This window comes from Allobosea sp. Root381 (assembly GCF_001429395.1).
Lineage (GTDB): Bacteria > Pseudomonadota > Alphaproteobacteria > Rhizobiales > Beijerinckiaceae > Allobosea.
Map to the genome: position 1 here is coordinate 19,058 of NZ_LMJT01000012.1, position 20,446 is coordinate 39,503.

Genomic DNA, 20,446 nt, shown 5'->3' on the forward strand with positions numbered 1-20,446 from the left:
TGGTTGCCGGGCTGGAACGTCACTGTCTAAGCTCCGCGTCTCGCCGCCATGTCGCGGCGAATAGCGGAGGCTAGCGATGAGCACGTCACGATTCGCCGATGGCGCAGCCTATGTCCGGGGCCGCTTCGTGCCGATGAGCGAGGCCACGCTGCCAGTGACCGACTGGGGCTTCACGCGCTCGGACGTGGTCTATGACGTCGTCCATGTCTTCAAGGGCGGCTTCTTCCGGCTGGAAGACCATCTCGATCGCTTCGAGTACGCCATGGCCGGGCGCCGCATCCGCCCGCCGGAGGATCGCGACGCGATCCGGGCGATCCTGCATCGCTGCGTCGCGCTGGCCGGCCTCTCCGACGCCTATGTGGCGATGGTCGCCTCGCGCGGGCGGCCGCGGGTGGCGGGCTCGCGCCGCCCGGCCGATTGCGACAACCACCTGATCTGCTACGCGATCCCCTGGATCGACGTGATCCCGAAGGACGTGCAGGAGCGCGGCGCGCATGTCTGGATCGCCTCGACGCCGCGCGTGCCGGACGCCTCCGTCGATCCAACGATGAAGAACTATCAGTGGAACGACCTGACCTCCGGCCTGCTGGAGGCTCATGACGAAGGTTTCGATACCGCGCTGCTCTGCGATGCCGAGGGTTTTCTCACCGAGGGGCCGGGCTTCAACGTCTTCATCGTCAAGGACGGGCGCGTCTCGACGCCCGATCGCGGCGCCCTGCACGGCATCACCCGCCGCTCGGTGCTGGAACTCTGCGAGGAACTCGGCATCGAGGCTGCCGTCGAGCCGATCCCGCGTGCGGCGCTCGAGGATTGCGACGAGGTCTTCCTGGCGACGACCGCCGGCGGCGTGATGCCGGCCTCGCGCATCGGCGGGCGCATCCTCGGCAACGACCGGCCGGGGCCGATCTCGGCACGGCTGAAGCAGGTCTATTGGGCGAAGCACGAGGAGGGGTGGCACCGCACGCCGGTGCTCCCGCTCGATGCGGACGAGAAGGCGGCGGCGGAACGGGCCGCCTGACCATGGCGCGCATCCTGGTCGGCCAGCTCTGGCATGAGGGCCATTCCTTCAACCCGGTCGTGACCGACCGTGACGAAGTCTCGATCCTGCGCGGCGACGAACTGCTCGCCCAGGCGCGGCAGTCCCAAACCGCCTTCAGCGGCATCGTCCGCGAGGCGGACAGGCTCGGCCACACCTGCGTGCCGGTGCTGGGTGCCCGCGCCCGTCCGGGCGGGCCGGTGGCGCAGGATCTGTTCGAGGAGATCGTCGCGGAGTTCGTCGCTGCGGCGCGCAAGGGCGATTACGACGCGATCTGCCTCGAACTGCACGGCGCCACCATCTCGCAGGATACCGTCGATACCGAGGGCGAGCTTCTGCAACGGCTGCGCGAGGCGGTCGGGCCGGAGATGCCGATCAGCGTCGCGCTCGATCTCCACGCCTATCTGACCGAGAGGATGGTCGCCAACGCCACGATCATCACCGGCTACCGCACCCAGCCGCATGCCGACATGGTCGAGACCGGCGAGCGCGCCATGGCGCTGCTCGACGCGCTGCTGAAGGGGACGCCGAGACCGACGGGGATGGTGACCTTCATCCCGTTCCTGATGCGCGGCAGCGACGAGACCGATGCCGAGCCGATGCGCGGCATCTGTGCGCAGGCCGATGAATGGCGCAGCCAGCCTGGCCTCGTCGATCTCTCGATCTTCAACATCCACCCCTTCATCGACGGGCCGCGCGCCGGGCAGGCGGTACTCGCCTATGACGATGGCGGCGATGCCGGCGAGCGCGCGTCGCGGGCGCTGTCCGAGACGCTGTGGCGGCTGCGGGACCGTTTCGTCGAGACGCTGCCGGGCGTGGCCGAAGTCCTGTCCAGAGCCGGCGAGAACAGCGGCCTGCCTTATGTCCTCGGCGATCAGGGCGACCGCGTGCTCGGTGCGGGACCGGGCGATTCCGTCGAGATCGCGCGGGTGGCGCTGGAGCAGTTCCCCAGGCTCGCGGTTGCGTTGCCGGTGTACGATCCGGAGGCGGTGGCCGCGGCGCAAGCGGCCGGCGCGGGCGCCACGCTGAGGCGCGCCATCGGGGCGTCCGTCAATCCGGCGCTGCATCCGCTGGAGGCGGAGTGGCAGGTCCGGCGTCTCGGCCGGGCCCGCTTCGTCAACAAGGGGCCGTACATGGCCGGCGTCGAGGCCGATTTCGGCGACTATGCCGTGCTCGCTGCGGGGGCACTCAGCGTCGTCGTGACCAGCCTGGTGCCCAATGCCCACGACCCGGCCTTCTACGACTGCGTCGGGCTGCCATTATCGTCGCAGCGGGCGGTGGTGGCGCGCTCGGCCAATCATTACAAATTGTCCTTCGCCGGGGTCGCGATACCGGTCACGGTGGATACCGCGGGGATGACCGCCTTCCGGCCCCAGGACCTGCCTTTCGACAAGATCAGGCCGGTTTATCCGCTCGACGAGGTCCACTGGGATTTCGAGGGCGGGTTCATGCGCCTGCCCGCATGAGCCCAAGGCCGATATTGCATTGGCGGTGACGCCATGATTGCCTGTCCGGCGAGGCTCTGGCGCGGCTCTTGCCTCGTCGGGAAACGAGGTCCGCCGAGGTGGGGCACTTGCACAATTCCGCGTCCCGTGACGCGATAGGGACAGATTGCCGAAGCGCAGAAGCGCACGGCAAGAGCAATGCTCGGAAGGCAGCTCGCGAGGGGCGGGAACCGGCCGGCAGACAGGGAGAAGAAGCGATGACTGCGATGCGCAACATCAAGCTGGCCGGGCTTGTCGCCGGCGTGCTCGGGCTGTCGATGACGGGTGCGATGGCCCGCGATCTCACCGTGGTGTCCTGGGGCGGCAATTACCAGGACGCCCAGCGCAAGATCTACTTCAAGCCGTTCTCGGATCTGTCGAAGAAGCCGGTCCTCGACGAATCCTGGGATGGCGGCATCGGCGTGCTGCAGGCCAAGGTCAAGGCCGGTGCGCCGAACTGGGACGCGGTGCAGGTCGAGGCCGAGGAGCTTGCGATCGGCTGCGCCGACGGGCTGTTCGAGAAGCTCGACTGGGCCAAGCTCGGCGGCAAGGACAAGTTCATCGACAGCGCGGTGAGCGAGTGCGGCGTCGGCGCGATCGTCTGGTCCACGCTGCTCTCCTACGATTCCGAGAAGCTCAAGACGGCGCCGACCTCCTGGGCGGATTTCTGGGACACGACGAAGTTTCCGGGCAAGCGCGGCCTGCGCCGCGGCCCGAAATACGCGCTCGAATTCGCGCTGATGGCAGACGGCGTGCCGGCCAAGGAGGTCTACAAGGTGCTGCGCGCGCCCGGCGGCGTCGACCGCGCCTTCAAGAAGCTCGACGCGATCAAGGGCGACATCCTGTTCTGGGAATCCGGCGCGCAGCCGCTGCAGCTGCTGAAGAGCGGCCAGGTGGTGATGACCTCGGCCTATAACGGCCGCATCTCGGCGATCAACAAGACCGAGGGCACCAAGTTCAAGACGGTCTGGCCCGGCAGCATCTATGCGATCGACAGCTGGACGATCCTGAAGGGCAGCCCGAACAAGGACCAGGCGATGGACTTCATCGCCTTCGCCAGCCTGCCGGAGAACCAGTCGAAGCTGCCGCAGGACATCGCCTACGGCTTGCCGAGCAAGGCCGCGGCCGCTGCCGTGCCGGCCGATCTCGCGGCAGACCTGCCGACCGCGCCGCAGAATTTCGAGGGCGCGATCGCGATCGATGTCGATTTCTGGAACGATAATATCGAGGAGCTGACCAAGCGCTTCAACGCCTGGCTCGGCAAGTAGCAACAGGCAAGTAGCAACAGGCAAGGATGGCCGCCCCCCGCAGGGCGGCCGTCCGCCCCAAGGCCGACCGGATGCAATCCTTCATTCATTTCGAGAGCGTCTCGAAGAACTTCGGCGCTGCAAAGGTCGTCGACGAGCTCGATTTCCATGTCGGCAAGGAAGAGTTCGTCAGCCTGCTCGGCCCGTCCGGATCGGGCAAGACGACGCTGCTGATGATGCTGGCCGGGTTCGAGCGGCCGTCGAGCGGCGCCATTCATCTCGATGGCCGGCGCATCGAGCATCTGCCGCCCTACAAGCGCGAGATGGGCGTGGTGTTCCAGAACTACGCGCTGTTCCCGCATATGACGATCGCCGAGAACGTCGCCTTCCCGCTGAAGATGCGCGGCGTCGGCGCGGCCGAGCGCGAGTCCCGGACATTGAAGGCGCTGGAGCTGGTCCAGCTGGCGCATCTGCGCGAGCGCAAGCCGTCGCAATTGTCGGGCGGGCAGCAGCAGCGCATCGCCCTGTCGCGGGCACTGGTCTACGAGCCCAAGGTCGTGCTGATGGACGAGCCGCTGAGCGCGCTCGACAAGCAGCTGCGCGAGCATATGCAGCTCGAGATCCGGGAGCTGCACCGCAAGCTCGGCCTGACCGTGATCTTCGTGACCCATGATCAAAGCGAGGCGCTGACGATGTCGGACCGCATCGCCGTGCTCAACCATGGCAAGATCGAGCAGTTCGATACGCCCACGGGCCTCTATGACCGGCCGCGGACGCGCTTCGTCGCCGAGTTCATCGGCGAGACGAACCTCCTGCCCGGTACCGTCGAATCCAGTCGCGATGGCGAGAAGACCATTCGCATGGCGGATGGAACCGGCCTGACCTGCCGGGACGCCTCCGATTTCAGCCCCGGCGCTTCCGTGATGGTCTCGGTGCGACCCGAAATGATGCATGTCGCTGGCGCTGCCGGCGAGAACCGGATCGAGGCGACGCTCGACGATTGCGTCTACCACGGCGACCATGTCCGCCTGCACATGCATCGCGGCGATATCAGGCTCGTCGCCAAGGCTCATCGCCGCGATGCGCAGGCCGCTATGGGCGGGGCGGTCGGCGTCAGCTTCCGCTCCGATGAATGCACGCTGGTCGCGCCATGATCAGGCAGCGCCTCAACGCCTGCCTGCTCGTCGCCCCGCTCGTCGTCTTCCTCGGCCTGTTCTTCATCTGGCCGCTCTGGGCCATGCTGGTCACCTCCGTCCAGGGCGGCACCGTGCGGGAGACCTTTCCGCAGACCGCCATCGCGCTCGCCGATTGGGATGGTGCCGGCGAGCCGCCGGCCGCCGCGGGGGATGCGATCGTCGCGGATCTGCGGCTCGAGGTTCCCACCGAGCGCTTTGGCGACAGCGTGCGGACGCTGAACAGCCAGTATCCCGGCTTCCGCACCCTGCTGCCGCGCACGGCGCGGGCGGTGCGCGAGGCTCCCGCCGGCGAGAAGGTCGATCTCGCCGGGATCGACCCGCGCTGGACGGACCGGGCGCTCTGGCTCGTCATGAAACGGGCGATGCCGGCCTATACCGACGCCAACCTGCTGGCGGCGCTCGACCTAAGGCGGGACGATGCCGGCGCGATCGCGGCGGTGCCGCCGGAGATGGCGGTCAACCGCGCGACGATGACCCGGACCTTCGTGATCTCGGCGCAGGTCACGCTGCTCTGCATCGCGATCGGGCTGCCCTTCGCGATGATCACGGCGAGCCTGACCGGGTGGAAGCGCAATCTGCTGCTGGTCGCGGTGCTGCTGCCGCTCTGGACTTCGCTCCTGGTCCGCACCGCCTCCTGGATGATCCTGCTGCAGGACAACGGCCTCATCAACCAGGCCCTGCTCGGCCTCGGCATCATCGACCGGCCGCTGGCGCTGATCTACAACCGCGCCGGCGTCCTGATCGCGATGACGCATGTGCTGCTGCCCTTCATGGTGCTGCCGATCTATGCCAGCCTGCTGGCGATCCCGAAGAACCTGCTGCCGGCCGCCGCAGCGCTCGGCGCGCGGCCGTGGCAGAGCTTCCTGCATGTGCTGCTGCCGCTGGCGATGCCGGGGCTGCTGGCCGGCTCGCTGCTCGTCTTCATGGTCGCGCTCGGCTACTACATCACCCCGGCCCTGACCGGCGGGGCCGGCGACCAGATGATCAGCTCGGTGATCGCCTTCTATGCGATCGGCACCGCGAACTGGGGCATGGCGGGCGCGCTTGGGCTCTTCCTGCTGATCCCGACGACGGCGCTCTATCTCGTCTATGGCCGTCTCTCGAAACCGGCGGGGGCGGCGTGATGCTCGGCGCGTTCAAGCTGGTCTTCGGCGCGCTGGTGGTCGGCTTCCTGCTGATCCCGCTGATGGCGATCCTGCCGCTGGCCTTCACCGACAGCGTCTTCCTGACCTATCCGATGAGCGGGCCTTCGCTGCGCTGGATGAACACGCTGGCCGAAAGCGATGCCTGGCGCCGCTCGATCGTCAATTCGCTCATCATCGGAACGGGCGCGACGATCGTCTCCACGCTGGTCGGCACGCTGGCTGCACTGGGTTTGCGGCGCGACCTCGTGCCCTTCGCCGGTGTGCTGCGCTCGGCCTTCCTGCTGCCGATGGTGGTGCCGGCGGTCGTGCTCGGCGTCGGCATGCAGATCCTCTATGCCCGTATGGGGCTGGCGAGCAGCTATACCGGCGTCATCATCGCCCATGCAGTCCTGTGCGTGCCCTTCGTGATGATCAACGTCTCGTCCTCGCTGGCCGCGATCGAGCCGGCGCTGGAGCGGGCGGCAGCGAGCCTCGGTGCCTCGCCGCGCCGGGTTTTCACGAACGTCACGTTGCCGCTTGCGATGCCCGGCGTGCTGACCGGGGCGGTCTTCGCCTTCGCGACGTCGCTGGACGAGGTGGTGATCACGCTCTTCGTGGCCGGGCCGAACCAGACCACGCTGGCGCGCCAGATGTTCTCCTCGCTGCGGGAGAACATCAGCCCCGCCATCGCGGCGGCGGCGCTGATCATCATGATCCTCACCTTCGTGCTGATCGGCGTCGCGAAGCTGATCCCGATGCTGAAGGCGCGGAAGGCCGCGGCGGAAGCCTGAGCCGGGCGTTCAGCCGTGCTCGATCTCGGCGATATAGGCGGCTTCGAGCATCTGGCGGCAGGCTGCGGCCTGCTCGCGCACGGCTTCCAGGGTGGAGTGCCTGCCGATATCGGCCAGATCGCGCAGCGCGAAGTCCACGGCCGAGAGCAGATCGAGCGCAAGCCCGGCGGGAAGATCGTCCCGCCTCGGCGGAAGTCGGAACTGCAGAACCTGACCCATGTCACTCTCACGGCTAGCGAATCGCCGGCAGTTTGCCGTGGGGCAGGTCAGGAATTGGTTAATGCGCAGCGGCCAGGTTCTGCGGCTCAGTTCTGGACGAAGTTCGTCGGCAGGGCGCGCACCGCCGGGCCGCTGAAGGAGCCGGTCTTGGCGTCGTTCGGCTCGGCATGGCTGAAGCCCAGCGCGGCGGCGGGGCTCGGGCCGGTGATCGGCGCGCTCGCCGGTGCGGTCGTCCTGGCGCGGGCGGTGGCCACGGTGACGCTGCGGCCGGCGGGCGCGGGCGGGCGCGTCACGGCGGCGAAGAGCGAGTCGAGGCCGGAGCGGTCGGCGTCGTATTGCTGCTCGATGGGCGTCGGGGCGCGGCGGGCCTGCGTCGAGGCCGCGACGGTGACGCCGCCGGCCTGCGGGCGGCTCGGCGGCAACGGGTGGCTCACCGCGACGAGCCGGCCTTCCGGGATCGCGGCCTGGGCTGCAGCGTCCGAGCCGCGCAGTTCCGTCGGGGCGAGCGGAACTGCCTGGCCGGCGAGCGCGAAACTGGTCAGTGCCGGCCGCGTGGGTGGCAGCGGGGCCTCCATCGGCTTGCCGGCGACGATGGTCTGCGCAAGCGGGGCGACCTCGCCCGGCCGGCGCGGCGGCAGGGCGGCGAGGACCAGCCTTTGGTCGGCCCCGGGGCCGGACGGGGGCGCGAAGGCCAGCGCACCGCCGCTGCCGGCGAGGGCTGCGACCTGGACCGCCGCGCCATCCTGGGCGGGCTGTTCCGGCACGGTCAGTCCGCGCGGGCGCGCGAGCGGGATCGGGGCGTCGACCAGCGCGGGCCTGCTGTCCTGCGCAGGCGCGGCGGCATTGACGGGTGCAACGGCTTGCGCTGCCGGTGCTTCGGCTGCGCGCGGGGCCAGCCGCTCGGCTCGCTCCTGGGCCAGCGAGCGCGCCGGGGGGGCCGCCGGGGCCATGGCGATGGGGAAACGACCGCCATCGGGCGAATTGTTGTCGGGGTAGGCGGTGTTGTTGGCATAGGCCATGACGGTCGGCTGTGGCTTCGGCGCGGCGCGGCGGCCACGCGTCGGGCGGGCATCCGCCTCTTCCTCGTCGCCGCCGAACAGCGCGGCCCAAAGGCTCTTGCGGCCCGAGGACAAGACGGCGCCTTCGTCGAGATCGGCAGCAGCATAGCCCGCGACGGCGCCGCCGCCCGACATGATCTCGGCCCTGGCAAGTTCGTAGCCACCGAGCGGCTGCCCGTCGGCCGGCAGGTGGACTGTCTTCTCGTCCGGGAACAGGCGCACCAGTTGGTCGCGCGTCATCCGCGGCCAGGAGCGCACGGAGCCGGCATCGAGATGGATGAAGGGGGTGTGGGCGCCGGGATAGAAGCCGACGCCGCCGCGCTGGAGCCGCATGCCGGCCTCGCGGATGCGGGCGGTCGGCGTGTCCGGCAGGTAGAAGTCCATCGCCTTGCCGAGGGTGTGCTGGCTGTGCTTGGCGACGGCGCGCGAGCGGCGCCGCAGCATCGAATTGGTGCCCGGCGAGCGATAGGCCGAGACGACATGGAAGGGCTGCTCCGAGCCGACCATGCGCTGGACTTCCCAGGCCACGTCGAAGAGCCGCGGATCCATGCGTATCGGCTCGTCGGTGCGCCAGTCGCGCAGCGCCCAGTTCAGCTTCTCGAGGGCCTCGGAGACATAGCGCCCGTCACGCCGGAAGGTGACGGTCGTCTCCTCCTTTGTGTGCATGTGCTTGATGGTGATCGTGCGGGTGTCGCCATTGGCGACGGCATCCTGCGTGCCGCGCACGCCGAGCAGAAGCGCGCCCGCGGCGACGCCCAGCGCCAGTGCCCGAGGAAGAATCGGCTTCGAACCCGACAGAAGCCGTCCCGAAAGCGTGGCGTTTGACCTGCCCAATCTGCCTGACCCGTCTCGATGCCCCGACTGAGCGGCGCGAATGAACGTGAACGAACAGTTGCGGAGAAGCGTTAACGACTCGTTAGCAAGCCGCGGCGAATCCGGCCATCATTTTCTGCGCCAAGCTGGCTAACCTTGGATCGTGGCGAAAAGGTGCCACGATCGCCACTTGGCCGTTTGTCAGCTCCGCTGCTCCAGCGCCTGCCGCACCAGACGGTGGAAGCCGTAGAGGTCTTCGAAGGTCGAAAGTTTGCCCTCCGCGTCGACGACATGGGTGTTGTAGACGAGGTGGACCGGCATCTTCTCGGTCAGCCGGATCGTGCGTTCGCCCTTGCCGATCAGGCCCTTCAGGCGCGCCTGCGTCCATTCCGGACCGAGCAACTGGTCGGCCAGCGCGAACGGGTTGTCGACGCGGACGCAGCCGGCGCTGTAGGCGCGCTTGTCCGTCGCGAAGAGGCGCCGGTTCGGCGTGTCGTGCAGATAGACGGCGTGGTCGTTCGGGAACATGAACTTGACCCAGCCCAGCGCGTTGCGCTCGCCCGGCGGCTGGCGCACCGAGATCGAGCCGTTCTTGCCGCGGGTCACGACGTAGCCACGCTTGGCGGCGTAGTCCGGATCGGCCGCGAGGCCCGGCAGCACGTCCTTGCGCAGGATCGAGGGTGGGATGTACCAGCTCGGATTGACGACGAGATGGTCCATCAGATGCGAGAAGACGGGCGTTGCGCTGGTGGGCTTGCCGACGATGGTACGCGCGTCGAGCGCGACCGAGCCGCCGCGATAGACCCGCATCCGGTATTCGGGGATGTTCACCCAGATATGGGCGGCCCCGAGATCGGCCGGCAGCCAGCGCCAGCGCTCCATCTGCGCGATCAGGTCCTGCTCGCCGCGGGCGGTCGCGGGTGTGCCCAGCGCGGCCAGCGTCTGCGCGCCGAGGATGCCGGTGGCCGGCAGACCGGCCCGCTTCTGGAAGGTGGCGATCGCGGTCGCGGTCGAGCGGTCGAAGACCGGCTCCTCGGTCGGTCCGAGGCCGAGCCGGGCGCGGACCAGCGGGACGCGTGCGTCACGCATGCCGAGCTTCAGCGCGGGGCCGGCGGGAATGCGCACCAGCGGCGTATCGTCGATACGCTTGCGCTGCTCGGCGAGCTTCGCCTTCAGCCGGCGATAGCTTTCATGCGGTGGGTTGTAGGCGGCGAGCGCCACACCGGCATCGCCCGCGCCGGCGAGCTCGGAAAGGACCTCGGTGGCGGAGGGCAGGTAGAGCGTCGGCGTCAGGTTTCGCGAGAGGCGGCGGGGATCGACACGCGCGCCGCGGGCGTCGCGGGCATAGAGCACGGCAAGCGCCGAGAGCCGGACGTCGGCCTCGGCGAGGCTGCCCTTGTCGCTCGCCTCGAAAACGGGGAGGGGGTAGTCGCTCGCCCGCAGCCCGTCCTCTTCGGCGCGGCCGATCTGGGCCACCAGGCGCCGGCCAGCCTCGCTCCAGCCCTTGTCCTTGATCCAGAGCGGGCGATTGCCGGTGGCCTCGTAGGCGGCGAGGATCTCGCCGCGCTCGCGCTCGGCCAGGCGCGGCAGGGCCAGCGCTTCGGCGGACCGCAGGGTGATCTCGCCGGCAAGCTCGGAACCCGGCGGCAGGTCGAGCACGAGCGCGGGCATCTCGGGCAGGGGGATATTCGGCTCGGCCGCCTGCACGGGGGCGGGCGCGGGCAGCGGCTGCGGAGCCAGCGCCGGCCGCAGCACGGGATCGATCGGCGGAAGCTCGATCTCGGGGATGTCGAGCGAAAGCGCCTCGTCCGGCTCATCGGCCGCATTCGCCGCGTCGGGCTCGAGCAGATTGCCCAGTGGCCGGGCGGAGGGCGTGACGGCGCCGGTCACCATGCCGGGCTCGTCCTTCGCGGCGGCCGACGGCACGGCATCGGGAAGCACGAGCGCGGGTTGTTCCGGCAGCGGAATGCCGAGCGTCGGGTCGGTCGCGCCGACGCCCTGGGCCGAAGCGGTCGCGCATCCCAGCGCAAGGGCCAGCGCCGAAACGCAGGCCAGTTTCGCCGTTTGGCGACGAGGCATGGTAGCTATTCCTGACTTGAGCCGAGCGCGGCCATTCCTGCGTGACTCGGTCTGTTTCGACAAGATGCGGCGGCGCAACAGCCAACCGCGTTCGAGAAAGGACGGCGAGCTTCCGATCGGCTAGGCCGCATCGGTGCTCTCGCCTGCGGCGTCGCCCTCGATCAGCCCGTAATCCTTGAGCTTGCGATAGAGGGTCGAGCGGCCGATGCCGAGCTTGCGCGAGATCTCGGACATGTGCCCGCGATAATGCGCCAGTGCGAACTTGATGATCTCGCGCTCGAGTTCGTCGAGGGTGCGCATGTCGGAGCCGGCGACGAGATCCAGCGCATTGGGGTCGCGGACCGGCATCTGGATGATGCGCGGCGTCTCGCTGCGCGCCTCGGCCGGGCCGAGCGGCGCCGGTGCCGGCGGGATGCGGACGTCGAAACCTTCCATCTGCGCCGCGATCTGCGGGAACTCGGCGATGGTCAGTTCGTCTCCATCGGCCAGGACCACGGCGCGGAACATCGCATTCTCGAGCTGGCGGACATTGCCCGGCCAGTCATAGCCACCGATCAGCGAGACCGCCTCGGCGCTGAGCCCGCGCAGCTTCTTGCCCTCCTCGGCGGCGAAGCGGGCGAGGAAGCCGCGGGCAAGGTCGGGAATGTCCTCGCGGCGCAGGCGCAAAGGCGGCAGCGTGATCGGGAAGACGTTGAGGCGGTAATACAGATCCTCGCGGAACTCGCCGCGCTTCACCTGGTCGAGCAGGCTCTTGTTGGTGGCCGAGATGATGCGGATGTCGACGCGGATCGATTTCTTGCCGCCGACGGGGTCGACCTCGCCCTCTTGGATGGCGCGCAGCAGCTTGACCTGCGCGTCGAGCGGCAATTCGCCGACCTCGTCGAGGAAGAGCGTGCCGCCATTGGCCTCGACGAACTTGCCGATATGGCGCTCGGTGGCGCCGGTAAAGGCGCCCTTCTCGTGGCCGAAGAGGATCGACTCGACGAGGTTGTGGGGGATCGCGCCGCAATTGACGGTGACGAACGGCTTGCCCTTCCGGTCGCTGGAGCCCTGGATCGCGCGGGCCAGCACCTCCTTGCCGACGCCGGACTCGCCTTCGATCAGGATCGGGATGTTCGACTTGGCGGCGCGCTCCGCGAGGCGCACGACGCGGGCCATGTCGGGACTCTTGGTGGCGAGGTCGCGGAAGCCCAGCGTTCCCGCGTTGCGGCGCTTGATGTGGCGCAGCTCGTGTTCGAGTGCGCCGAGCTTGAGCGCGTTCTTGAGCGAGATCTGCAGGCGCTCGGCACCGACCGGCTTGACCACGAAATCGATGGCGCCCGCGCGCATCGCCTGGACGACGGTCTCGATCGAGCCGTTCGCGGTCTGGACGATGACGGGCGTGTCGATGCTGCGCTCGCGCAGGGCGGCGAGCACGCCCATGCCGTCGAGCCGGGGCATGACGAGATCGAGGACGACCGCGTCGAAGCGCTCGCCTTCCGGGCCGGCCAGCAGCGCGACGGCGTCTTCGCCGGTCTCGGCGCTGGCGACGTCGTAGCCGAAGCGCTTGAGCATGGCGTCGAGCAGGCGGCGCTGGACGGGATCGTCGTCAACGACGAGGACGGTGGCGGTCATGTCACCTCGAAACCGGCAATGCGCTGCTGGAAAAATCGATGAAGCCGGAATCGCTGTTCCGTTCTGGGGCATCCTCGGCCAGAAGGGTTAAGCGGCGCTTAAGCCGGTGCGGCTCGGGCCATGCCGGTCGGAGGGCCGGGTGCTTATCGTGCCACGAGCCCATGCCTATGTGTTACGAGGTGCCGGCGAATCTGCGAGGTGATCCGGATATGACGATTGCGTTTGACGGGACGGTGCGGGCCAGCGCCGCAGCAACGGCAACGGCGAGGGCCGCAAAGGACAGCACGGCGAAAGCGCTCGGCACGCTGCCCGAATGGGATCTCGGCCACCTCTATCCGTCGATGGATTCGGCCGAGCTCAAGGCCGATTTCGACCGCGGCATGGCGGAAGCGCAGGCGTTCGCGGAGCTTTATCGCGGCAGGCTCGGCGCGCTGGCCGAGGGCGAGGATGCGAGCGAGCGCCTGGCCGAGGCGGTGCGCGGCTTCGAGGCCTTGTCCGACCTGCTCGGGCGGATCGGCGCCTATGCCGGGCTGATCTACGCCGGGGACACCACCGATCCGCAGCGCGCGAAATTCTACGGCGATTCGCAGGACCGGCTGAACGCAGCGGTTACCGAGCTCCTGTTCTTCGAGCTCGAACTCAACCGCATCGACCCCGAACTGATGGCGCGCATTGCGGCGGAAGGCCCGCTGGCGCATTGGAAGCCCTGGCTCGAAGACCTCGCCAAGGACAAGCCGCACCAGCTCGAGGACCGGATCGAGGCGCTGTTCCACGAGAAGTCGATGACCGGGCATTCCGCCTGGAACCGGCTGTTCGACGAGACCATCGCCTCGCTGCGCTTCAGGATGGGAGAGGAGGAGCTGACGCTCGAGCTGACGCTGAACAAGCTGCAGGATTCGGACGGCGCGGTGCGCAAGGCGGCGGCCGAGGCGTTGAGCGAGGTCTTCCGCGGCAATCTGCGGATCTTCTCGCTGATCACCAACACGCTGGCCAAGGACAAGGAGATTTCCGACCGCTGGCGCAAGTTCGAGGATGTCGCGGATTCGCGCCATCTCGCCAACAGGGTCGAGCGCGAGGTCGTCGATGCGCTGGTTTCGGCCGTGCGTGAAGCCTATCCGCGCCTGTCGCACCGCTACTACAAGCTGAAGGCGAAATGGTTCGGCCGCGAGGAGCTGGATTTCTGGGACCGCAACGCGCCGCTGCCGCAGGTCGAGCAGCGCACGATCCCCTGGAGCGAGGCGCGTGACACTGTGCTCGACGCCTATGGCGCCTTCTCGCCGGCCATGGCCGGCATCGCCCGGCGCTTCTTCGACGAGAACTGGATCGACGCTCCCGTGCGCCCGGGCAAGGCGCCGGGCGCCTTCGCCCATCCGACGGTGCCGTCCGTGCACCCCTATGTGCTGGTCAACTACCAGGGCAAGCCGCGCGACGTGATGACGCTCGCCCATGAGCTCGGCCATGGCGTGCATCAGGTGCTGGCGGCGCCGAACGGGGCGCTGATGGCGCCGACGCCGCTGACACTGGCCGAGACGGCCAGTGTCTTCGGGGAGATGCTGACCTTCCGCCGCTTGCTCGACGGCACGACCGATCCCAGGCAGCGCAAGGCGATGCTGGCGGCGAAGGTCGAGGACATGATCAATACGGTCGTGCGCCAGATCGCGTTCTATTCCTTCGAGCGAAAGGTGCATGAGGCGCGCAAGGGTGGCGAACTGACGGCCGAGGCCCTGTGCGAGCTCTGGATGAGCGTGCAGGCCGAGAGCCTGGGGCCGGCGATCCGGCTGGGGCCGGGCTACGAGCCGTTCTGGTGCTACATCCCGCACTTCATCCATTCGCCCTTCTATGTCTACGCCTATGCCTTCGGCGATTGCCTGGTGAACTCGCTCTACGGCGTCTACCAGAATGCAGCCGAGGGCTTCCAGGAACGCTATTTCGCCCTGCTCTCGGCGGGCGGCACAAAGCACCATGCCGAGCTGCTGAAGCCCTTCGGGCTCGATGCGCGCGACCCGGCCTTCTGGCAGATCGGCCTGACGATGATCGAAGGCATGATCATCGAGCTGGAGGGGATGGAGTAGGGGGCACAGCGTCATGGCCGGATCAAGCCCGGCCATCCCGGCTAACGGTCAGAACTGCACCCGCAGCCCCACCTGGGCGACGTTCGCTGTGTAGTCCGAGCCCGGCGCCGTCGAGTTCAGGCGCTCATGGGTGAAGCTAGCGCGCACGGCGAAGGTGCGCGTCAGCTTGTATTCGATCCGGGCGCCGAGGCTGGCATAATCCTCGCGCGGGTTCGGCCCCTCATATGCGGTGCGGCTGAAGACGCCGATGCCGGTGACGATCAGGTTGCGCCGCAGGGCATGGGCGATCTCGAGCGTGGCGCGGTGGACGCGGGTGCCCGAGGAGCCGGCGATGGTGGTGTCGCCGAGCTCGGAGGTCCCGCGCAGCGTCACGGTCGTCAGGGGCGTCGGCGCCCAGATGATAGCGGCATCGCCGACATAGCCCTTCATGTTGCGCAGGCGGTTGTCGTCGTATTTCCGGTTCTGGTAGCCGCCGGAGATCTCGCCGGTGAGCTGGCGGCTGATCTCGAAGCTGGTGCCGATGCGGCCGGTCGCGCCGTCCGAGGAGCGCCGGTAGCCGTTGGAGTCGACCGGCTCGTCGAACTGGCGCGTGTCGATCTCGCCCTGGATGAAGGGCTTGAAGCCCGGCGTCACCTCGTAGGCGGCACGCAGGCGCAGGCCGTACTGGGTCTGGTTGCGGTCTGCCTGGCTCAGCGTCGCGCCGTTGACCAGCGTCGCGTTTTCGTAGTCGCTGCGGTCGACCGAGCCGCGCAACGTCAGCTGCAGGCGGTTGAAATCGTGGCTCACCCCGGCCGAGCCGCCATATTGATAGACCAGCGGGCGGCCGACGACCGGCGCGTTGAGATCGGGCGAGCCCGGGCGCTGCGTGTCGAGCCTGAAGCGCGATTCGAGCAGGATGCGGGTGTCGCGGGAGGCGTCGAGCCTGAGGTCGAGATTGCCCTCGCCGTCCGGGCGCGAGGCCTCGTGATTGCGGAAATAGGAGCTGTAGCCGCCGCGCAGCCTGCCCTTGAGTTCGTGCACGTTCCAATCCGACTGGATTTCCAGTTCGCCGTCATGCCGGCTGAACGGCGAGGCGTTGCGATTGGGGCCGGAGGTGCGCTGCGGATTGGTGTCGTAGCCGATGCCGTTGGTGAGCGAGGGCTTCAGCACGATGCTGCCCAGCCGCAGGCCGAGCGCGGCGTAAGGGTCTTCCTCGGCCGCAGTGCGGCGACGCGGAGGGAGCAGTGGCTCGGGGGTGGCCGGCAAGCCGGTGACGGTCGGCTGCGGCGGGCGGAACTGGCGCTGCGTGACGCCGCGCACCGCGCCCGCGCGCACCGGCCGGCTCGCCTGCGGCGGTGCGCGGTTCGAGACCGTCGAGGGCTGGTCGCGGATTAGTGCGGCGGGATCGGGAACGCTCTCGGTCGAGGTCGGGCGGGTGCCCTGCGATTCAGGTGCCGGCTGCTGCGCGACATAGGCGGGAACCGTTGAGCGCAGGCCTGCGCGTGGAGCCTGCTGCGCCATGGCGACGGGCGTGGCGAGCGTCAGGCTCGCCACGGCGACGCCGGACAGCAGCAGGGTCGTGACGCGGCGGGACACGAGGCTTCGTCGCTCCAAGGCACAGGCCATGGCACGCCCGGGAGGACGCGCATGGTTAATGGAGTTAGAACGAACTGGGTTAACGGGGCGTCAATGCAGTGGCGGCAGCGGCGATACTGGCAAGCGCCGCTGGGTGTATGCTAGAGCGCGCGCCATGACAGCCGATATTCGCGCTTCCGCGCTTCGCACCATCGCCACCGAGCGGGCCGGCCTCGACACCCTGCACGCCGCCCTGGGCAACGGGCTGGGCGAGCCCTTCGCCGCTGCGGTCGCGATGATCCGGGCTGCCGGCGGGCGAGTCGTGGTGTCCGGGATGGGCAAGTCCGGCCATGTCGGGCGCAAGATCGCGGCGACGCTGGCCTCGACCGGCACGCCCGCCCATTTCGTCCATCCGGCCGAGGCGAGCCATGGCGACCTCGGCATGGTCCAGCCCGAGGACGTGGTGATTGCGCTGTCCTGGTCGGGCGAGACGGCGGAGCTTGCCGCCATCGTCGCCCATACAAGGCGTTTCCGGGTCGGGTTGATCGGTATCACCGCCAACGCCGAGAGCGCGCTCGGCCGCGAGGCAGATGTCACGCTGCTGCTGCCGAAGGCGCAGGAGGCCTGTCCGAACGGGCTCGCGCCGACTACCTCGACGACGATGCAGATGGCGCTCGGCGATGCGCTGGCGGTGGCGCTGCTGGAGGCGCGCGGCTTCTCGCGCCAGGACTTCTTCGTTTATCACCCGGGCGGCAAGCTCGGCGCGCAGCTCAAGACGGTCGCCAGCATCATGCATCGCGATGCCGGCCTGCCCGTGGTCGGGCTCGATGCGGTGGTGTCGGACGTGATCGAGATGATCTCGGCCAAGGGGTTCGGCTGCGCCATCGTGATCGACCCCGACGGCCGGCTCGCCGGCGTCGTCACCGACGGCGACCTGCGCCGCAAGCTGCTGGCTGGCGGCGGTCTCGCCCAGCGGGCCCGCGACGTGATGACGCCCAACCCGCGCCGCATCGCGCCCGACGCGCTGGCGGTCGAGGCGCTGGAGATGGTCAACCGGCTTCGCATCACCGCGCTGATCGTTGCGGATGCCGAGGAGCGACCGGTCGGCCTCGTGCATGTGCACGATCTGCTCTCGCTCGGGGTGGCGTGAACTCGCGCTGAATCGTGTTCTTTTTCCTCTGAATAACGCCCGTCACCCCGGAACTGCGCGGCTTCGCCGCTTGTCCGGGATTACGGGGTATTTCGGAGGTCGAGTGGTGTCGGAACAGTGCCCGCTTCAACCCTGCTGCGGATCGTTCGCCAGCAGGATCGGCTTGCCGTGGGGCGTCGCCTCCGCGGCGCGGGCCCAGGAGGCGGCCAACGCATCGATGCCGTCGTGCGAGGTAAGGCCCTTGGCGATGAGCAGATGCTCCAGCGCCTCGCACCAGCGCTCGTAATAGTCGGAACCGTCGCGGCAGCCGCCATTGGCGACCGCTTCCCGGATTTCGGCGCCCAGCGCCTGCGCCCATTCATCGGCGCTGAACACGCCTTTGTTCAGGAGCGCGACGGTGAGCGCGAAGGCCTGCGCCTGCCAGGGCTCGGCGAAGACCGGCCCTTCGGCATCGCGCGGGATCGGCGTGTCGGTGGCGAGCGCGGCCGCCAGATCGGTCTCAGGCCGGCTCAAGATAGCTCTCCCACGCCTCGATCGAGACGGTTGAGGTCGGGTCGGCGTCGCGGCCCCAGAGCTCGCGACCGGTGAAGACCACCGTATAGAGCCATTGCGCCACCTCGGGCTGCCGCTGCGCGCCGGTGTCCGGGAAGACATGGCAACCGGTGACGCGCTCGATGACGCCCTGCTTGCCGCGGGCATAGCGTGGCAACCGGGTGTGGTGCTGCGGATGCATCACGGCGGTGCGGACCCTGTCGCCGACGGCGAATTTCGCGGGACCGGGTGCCTCGCGCTCATAGGGAAAGCCGCGGCGTAGCACGGCCGGGACATCCTCGCCCTTGAGCACGCGCTTCGGCTCGCGGCGCTGTGGCACCGGCTTGCCCGAGGCGAGCTCTTCCTGTGTCAGGAAGCCGTGTTCGACGAGAATCCTGTCGAGGGCGGCGAGCCAGATCTCGTAATAGGTTGAAGAGAGGTACTGCGCCGGTGGCAGGCTCTCGCGGGCATGGCGGATCTCGTCGATGCTCCAGGCGCCCATGGCGCCGGCGGCGACGTTGATCGCGAGAACGCGCTTCTCCCAATCGCCATGGAAGACCGGCTCGCCGGGCTCGGGCAGGACCGGGCCGAAGGCCATCTGGCCGCCGAGGTCATGGGCGCTGTTCACGGCGCATCCTCCGGGCGGGGCAGGCCGGTGCCGATCATCGAGTCGCGGTTGACGATGGCGGCGAGCTTGTCCTCGCTCCAGCCCTCGGTGCCGGCCGGGCGCATCGGGATGACGATGAAGCGGGTCTCGGCAGTCGAGTCCCAGACGCGGACGCGCTGGCCCTCGGGCAGCGTCACGCCGAAATCGGCAAGCGTGCCGCGCGGGTCGATCACCGTCTTGGCGCGGTAGGGCGGCGATTTGTACCAGACCGGGGGCAGGCCCAGCACCGGCCAAGGGTAGCAGGAGCACAGCGTGCAGACGATCAGGTTGTGCTCATCGGGCGTATTGAAGCAGGCGACGATGTGCTCCCCGCCGCGCCCGCCATAGCCGAGTTCGGCGACGGCGGCCGTGCCGTCGGCCTTCAGCCGCTGCGCATAGTCCGGGTCAGTCCAGGCCCTGGCCACGACGCGGGCGCCGTTGCGCGGCCCGACCCTAGTCTCATAGGTCTCGACGATGGCGTCGAGCGCGGCAGGGTCGACATAGCCCTTCTCGACCATCAGCGATTCAAGCGCCTTCACCCGCGCCTCGATGGACGTGAAGTGGTTGTCGTGGTCGTGGTCGTGGTGATGACCGCTCATCGCTTCTCTCCCGTCCGGCCCTGATGGTATCACGCAATCCGGATGCGCGCCGCCCGTTCCAGCCGGACCGCGAAGGCGACGAGGGACTTGTCCGAGCCTTTGGGGCCGATCACGGAGAGGCCGAGCGGTGCGCCGTCGCGCCGCGTTACGGGGATCGAGATCTGCGGAAAGCCGGTCAGGCCGGCGAGGCAGAGCAGCCGGATCGCCCGGTTGCGGAAATCCTCGAGTTCGTCGTCGCTCGCGCTGGCGAGCGGGGCGATGTCGGGGACGCTCGGCAGCAGCAGCACGCCGTAGCTGCCCAGCAGCCTCGCGAGTTTGCCGCGGATGCGCTTGCGCACCGCATCCGCCTTGGCGACATCCTCGTCGCTGACAGCCTTGGAATAGGCGAAGCGCTGCGCGACGCCCGGGCCAAGCGGCATGCCGAAACGTTCGATCATCGCCCCGTCGGAGGCCCAGGCCTCGCGGCCCTGGATGCGGCGGACCGCCCAGTAGAGCGGATCGAGATCGCGGGCGATGCTGACGGTCTGCGGCTCGCCGAGTGCAGGCACGATGCGCTGGACCACATTGCGCAGCAGCGTTTCGGCCTCCGGCACGGCCTGGGCGAAGAGCTCGTCGGCGAGCAGCAGGCGCGGGGTTTCGGGAAGGGTGACCTTGTCGGCGCCGAGCAGGACGTCGCCGATGCGAGCGAAGACCTCGCCGTCACGCGCGAACCAGCCGGCGGTGTCGAGGCTTTCGGCCAAGGGCCAGACGCGCTTGAGCGAGAGGCGGCCGTGGCTCGGCCGGATACCGAAGAGCCCGCAATAGCTCGCCGGTGCGCGCACCGAGCCACCGGTATCGGAGCCGAGCGCGAAATCGGCCAGCCGCCCGGCGACCGCCGCGGCCGAGCCGGAAGAGGAGCCGCCGGTGATGCGCTCGGGTGCAGCCGGATTGATCGGCGCGCCGAAATGCGCGTTGTTGCCGTTCATCGAGAAGGCTAGCTCGTCGGTGTGGGTCTTGCCGACGAAGCGGGCGCCCGCGTCGAGCAGTGCCTTCACGATCGGGGCGGTCTTGGCCTTGATGCCGGACTGGGCCAGCACGAGCGGCGAGCCGGCGCCGGTCGGGTAGCCCTTGACGTCGAACAGGTCCTTGACCGCGAAGCTCAGGCCCGCGAGCGGGCCGGTGGCCGCATGCTTCACCGCCGCCTGCGGATAGGGAACGAAACAGCGGAACGGATCTTCGACGAGCATCTGGTTC

At 68.8% G+C, this 20,446-nt stretch carries 17 protein-coding genes; 8 read left to right on the plus strand and 9 right to left on the minus strand.

Annotated elements, in window-relative coordinates:
* Positions 1–76 precede the first annotated feature (76 nt).
* From ASE63_RS11600 to ASE63_RS11625, 6 genes are all read left to right on the plus strand, one after another.
* Positions 77–1,018: an aminotransferase class IV gene (locus tag ASE63_RS11600; RefSeq protein WP_056801098.1), complete on the plus strand. Its 942-nt coding sequence runs from the start codon at positions 77–79 to the stop codon at positions 1,016–1,018.
* Positions 1,019–1,020: 2 nt separating this feature from the next.
* Positions 1,021–2,502, plus strand: coding sequence for a M81 family metallopeptidase (locus ASE63_RS11605; protein ID WP_056801100.1), 1,482 nt, complete (start codon positions 1,021–1,023; stop codon positions 2,500–2,502).
* Between the two features lie 245 nt (positions 2,503–2,747).
* On the plus strand, positions 2,748–3,788 hold the full coding sequence (locus ASE63_RS11610) for an ABC transporter substrate-binding protein (protein ID WP_156410331.1): 1,041 nt from the start codon (positions 2,748–2,750) through the stop codon (positions 3,786–3,788).
* Between the two features lie 71 nt (positions 3,789–3,859).
* Positions 3,860–4,921: an ABC transporter ATP-binding protein gene (locus ASE63_RS11615; protein WP_056801708.1), complete on the plus strand. Its 1,062-nt coding sequence runs from the start codon at positions 3,860–3,862 to the stop codon at positions 4,919–4,921.
* Positions 4,918–6,087 carry an ABC transporter permease gene (locus tag ASE63_RS11620; RefSeq protein ID WP_056801105.1) on the plus strand — a complete coding sequence of 390 codons (1,170 nt, stop codon included), beginning with the start codon at positions 4,918–4,920 and terminating at the stop codon, positions 6,085–6,087. The genes ASE63_RS11615 and ASE63_RS11620 overlap by 4 nt, the downstream gene beginning before the upstream one ends.
* Positions 6,087–6,878 carry an ABC transporter permease gene (locus ASE63_RS11625; RefSeq protein WP_056801106.1) on the plus strand — a complete coding sequence of 264 codons (792 nt, stop codon included), beginning with the start codon at positions 6,087–6,089 and terminating at the stop codon, positions 6,876–6,878. Before ASE63_RS11620 ends, ASE63_RS11625 begins: the two co-directional genes overlap by 1 nt.
* Positions 6,879–6,887: 9 nt before the next feature.
* Here the strand turns inward: ASE63_RS11625 and ASE63_RS11630 are convergent, their stop codons facing one another.
* From ASE63_RS11630 to ASE63_RS11645, 4 genes are all read right to left on the minus strand, one after another.
* The gene (locus ASE63_RS11630) at positions 6,888–7,097 is read right to left on the minus strand and encodes a hypothetical protein (RefSeq protein WP_056801108.1); all 210 of its coding nucleotides are present in this window, start codon (positions 7,095–7,097) and stop codon (positions 6,888–6,890) included.
* An 86-nt stretch (positions 7,098–7,183) separates the two neighbouring features.
* Positions 7,184–8,989 (minus strand): DUF882 domain-containing protein, encoded by a 1,806-nt coding sequence (locus ASE63_RS27905; protein ID WP_056801111.1) that lies wholly within the window; start codon positions 8,987–8,989, stop codon positions 7,184–7,186.
* Positions 8,990–9,169: 180 nt separating this feature from the next.
* The gene (locus tag ASE63_RS11640) at positions 9,170–11,047 is read right to left on the minus strand and encodes a L,D-transpeptidase family protein (protein WP_056801113.1); all 1,878 of its coding nucleotides are present in this window, start codon (positions 11,045–11,047) and stop codon (positions 9,170–9,172) included.
* A 120-nt stretch (positions 11,048–11,167) separates the two neighbouring features.
* The gene (locus tag ASE63_RS11645; RefSeq protein ID WP_056801114.1) at positions 11,168–12,661 is read right to left on the minus strand and encodes a sigma-54 dependent transcriptional regulator; all 1,494 of its coding nucleotides are present in this window, start codon (positions 12,659–12,661) and stop codon (positions 11,168–11,170) included.
* 209 nt (positions 12,662–12,870) lie between these two features.
* Here ASE63_RS11645 and ASE63_RS11650 point away from each other — a divergent pair, with 209 nt between their 5' ends.
* Positions 12,871–14,733: a M3 family oligoendopeptidase gene (locus tag ASE63_RS11650; RefSeq protein ID WP_056801709.1), complete on the plus strand. Its 1,863-nt coding sequence runs from the start codon at positions 12,871–12,873 to the stop codon at positions 14,731–14,733.
* Between the two features lie 48 nt (positions 14,734–14,781).
* Here the strand turns inward: ASE63_RS11650 and ASE63_RS11655 are convergent, their stop codons facing one another.
* A complete protein-coding gene (locus tag ASE63_RS11655; protein WP_056801116.1) occupies positions 14,782–16,308 on the minus strand; it encodes an outer membrane beta-barrel protein in 1,527 nt (508 codons plus the stop codon).
* Positions 16,309–16,462: 154 nt separating this feature from the next.
* Between ASE63_RS11655 and ASE63_RS11660 the strand changes: the two genes are divergently transcribed.
* Positions 16,463–17,437: a KpsF/GutQ family sugar-phosphate isomerase gene (locus ASE63_RS11660; protein ID WP_056801118.1), complete on the plus strand. Its 975-nt coding sequence runs from the start codon at positions 16,463–16,465 to the stop codon at positions 17,435–17,437.
* 126 nt (positions 17,438–17,563) lie between these two features.
* Here the strand turns inward: ASE63_RS11660 and ASE63_RS11665 are convergent, their stop codons facing one another.
* From ASE63_RS11665 to ASE63_RS11680, 4 genes are read right to left on the minus strand one after another with little or no spacing between them, the layout of a single operon-like run.
* The gene (locus ASE63_RS11665; RefSeq protein WP_156410332.1) at positions 17,564–17,899 is read right to left on the minus strand and encodes a nitrile hydratase accessory protein; all 336 of its coding nucleotides are present in this window, start codon (positions 17,897–17,899) and stop codon (positions 17,564–17,566) included.
* 37 nt (positions 17,900–17,936) lie between these two features.
* Entirely contained in the window at positions 17,937–18,596 is a 660-nt protein-coding gene (gene nthB, locus ASE63_RS11670) for a nitrile hydratase subunit beta (RefSeq protein WP_056801122.1), read from the minus strand.
* The gene (gene nthA / locus ASE63_RS11675; protein WP_056801124.1) at positions 18,593–19,213 is read right to left on the minus strand and encodes a nitrile hydratase subunit alpha; all 621 of its coding nucleotides are present in this window, start codon (positions 19,211–19,213) and stop codon (positions 18,593–18,595) included. Before nthA ends, nthB begins: the two co-directional genes overlap by 4 nt.
* Positions 19,214–19,242: 29 nt before the next feature.
* On the minus strand, positions 19,243–20,439 hold the full coding sequence (locus tag ASE63_RS11680) for an amidase (protein WP_056801125.1): 1,197 nt from the start codon (positions 20,437–20,439) through the stop codon (positions 19,243–19,245).
* Positions 20,440–20,446: the final 7 nt, after the last annotated feature.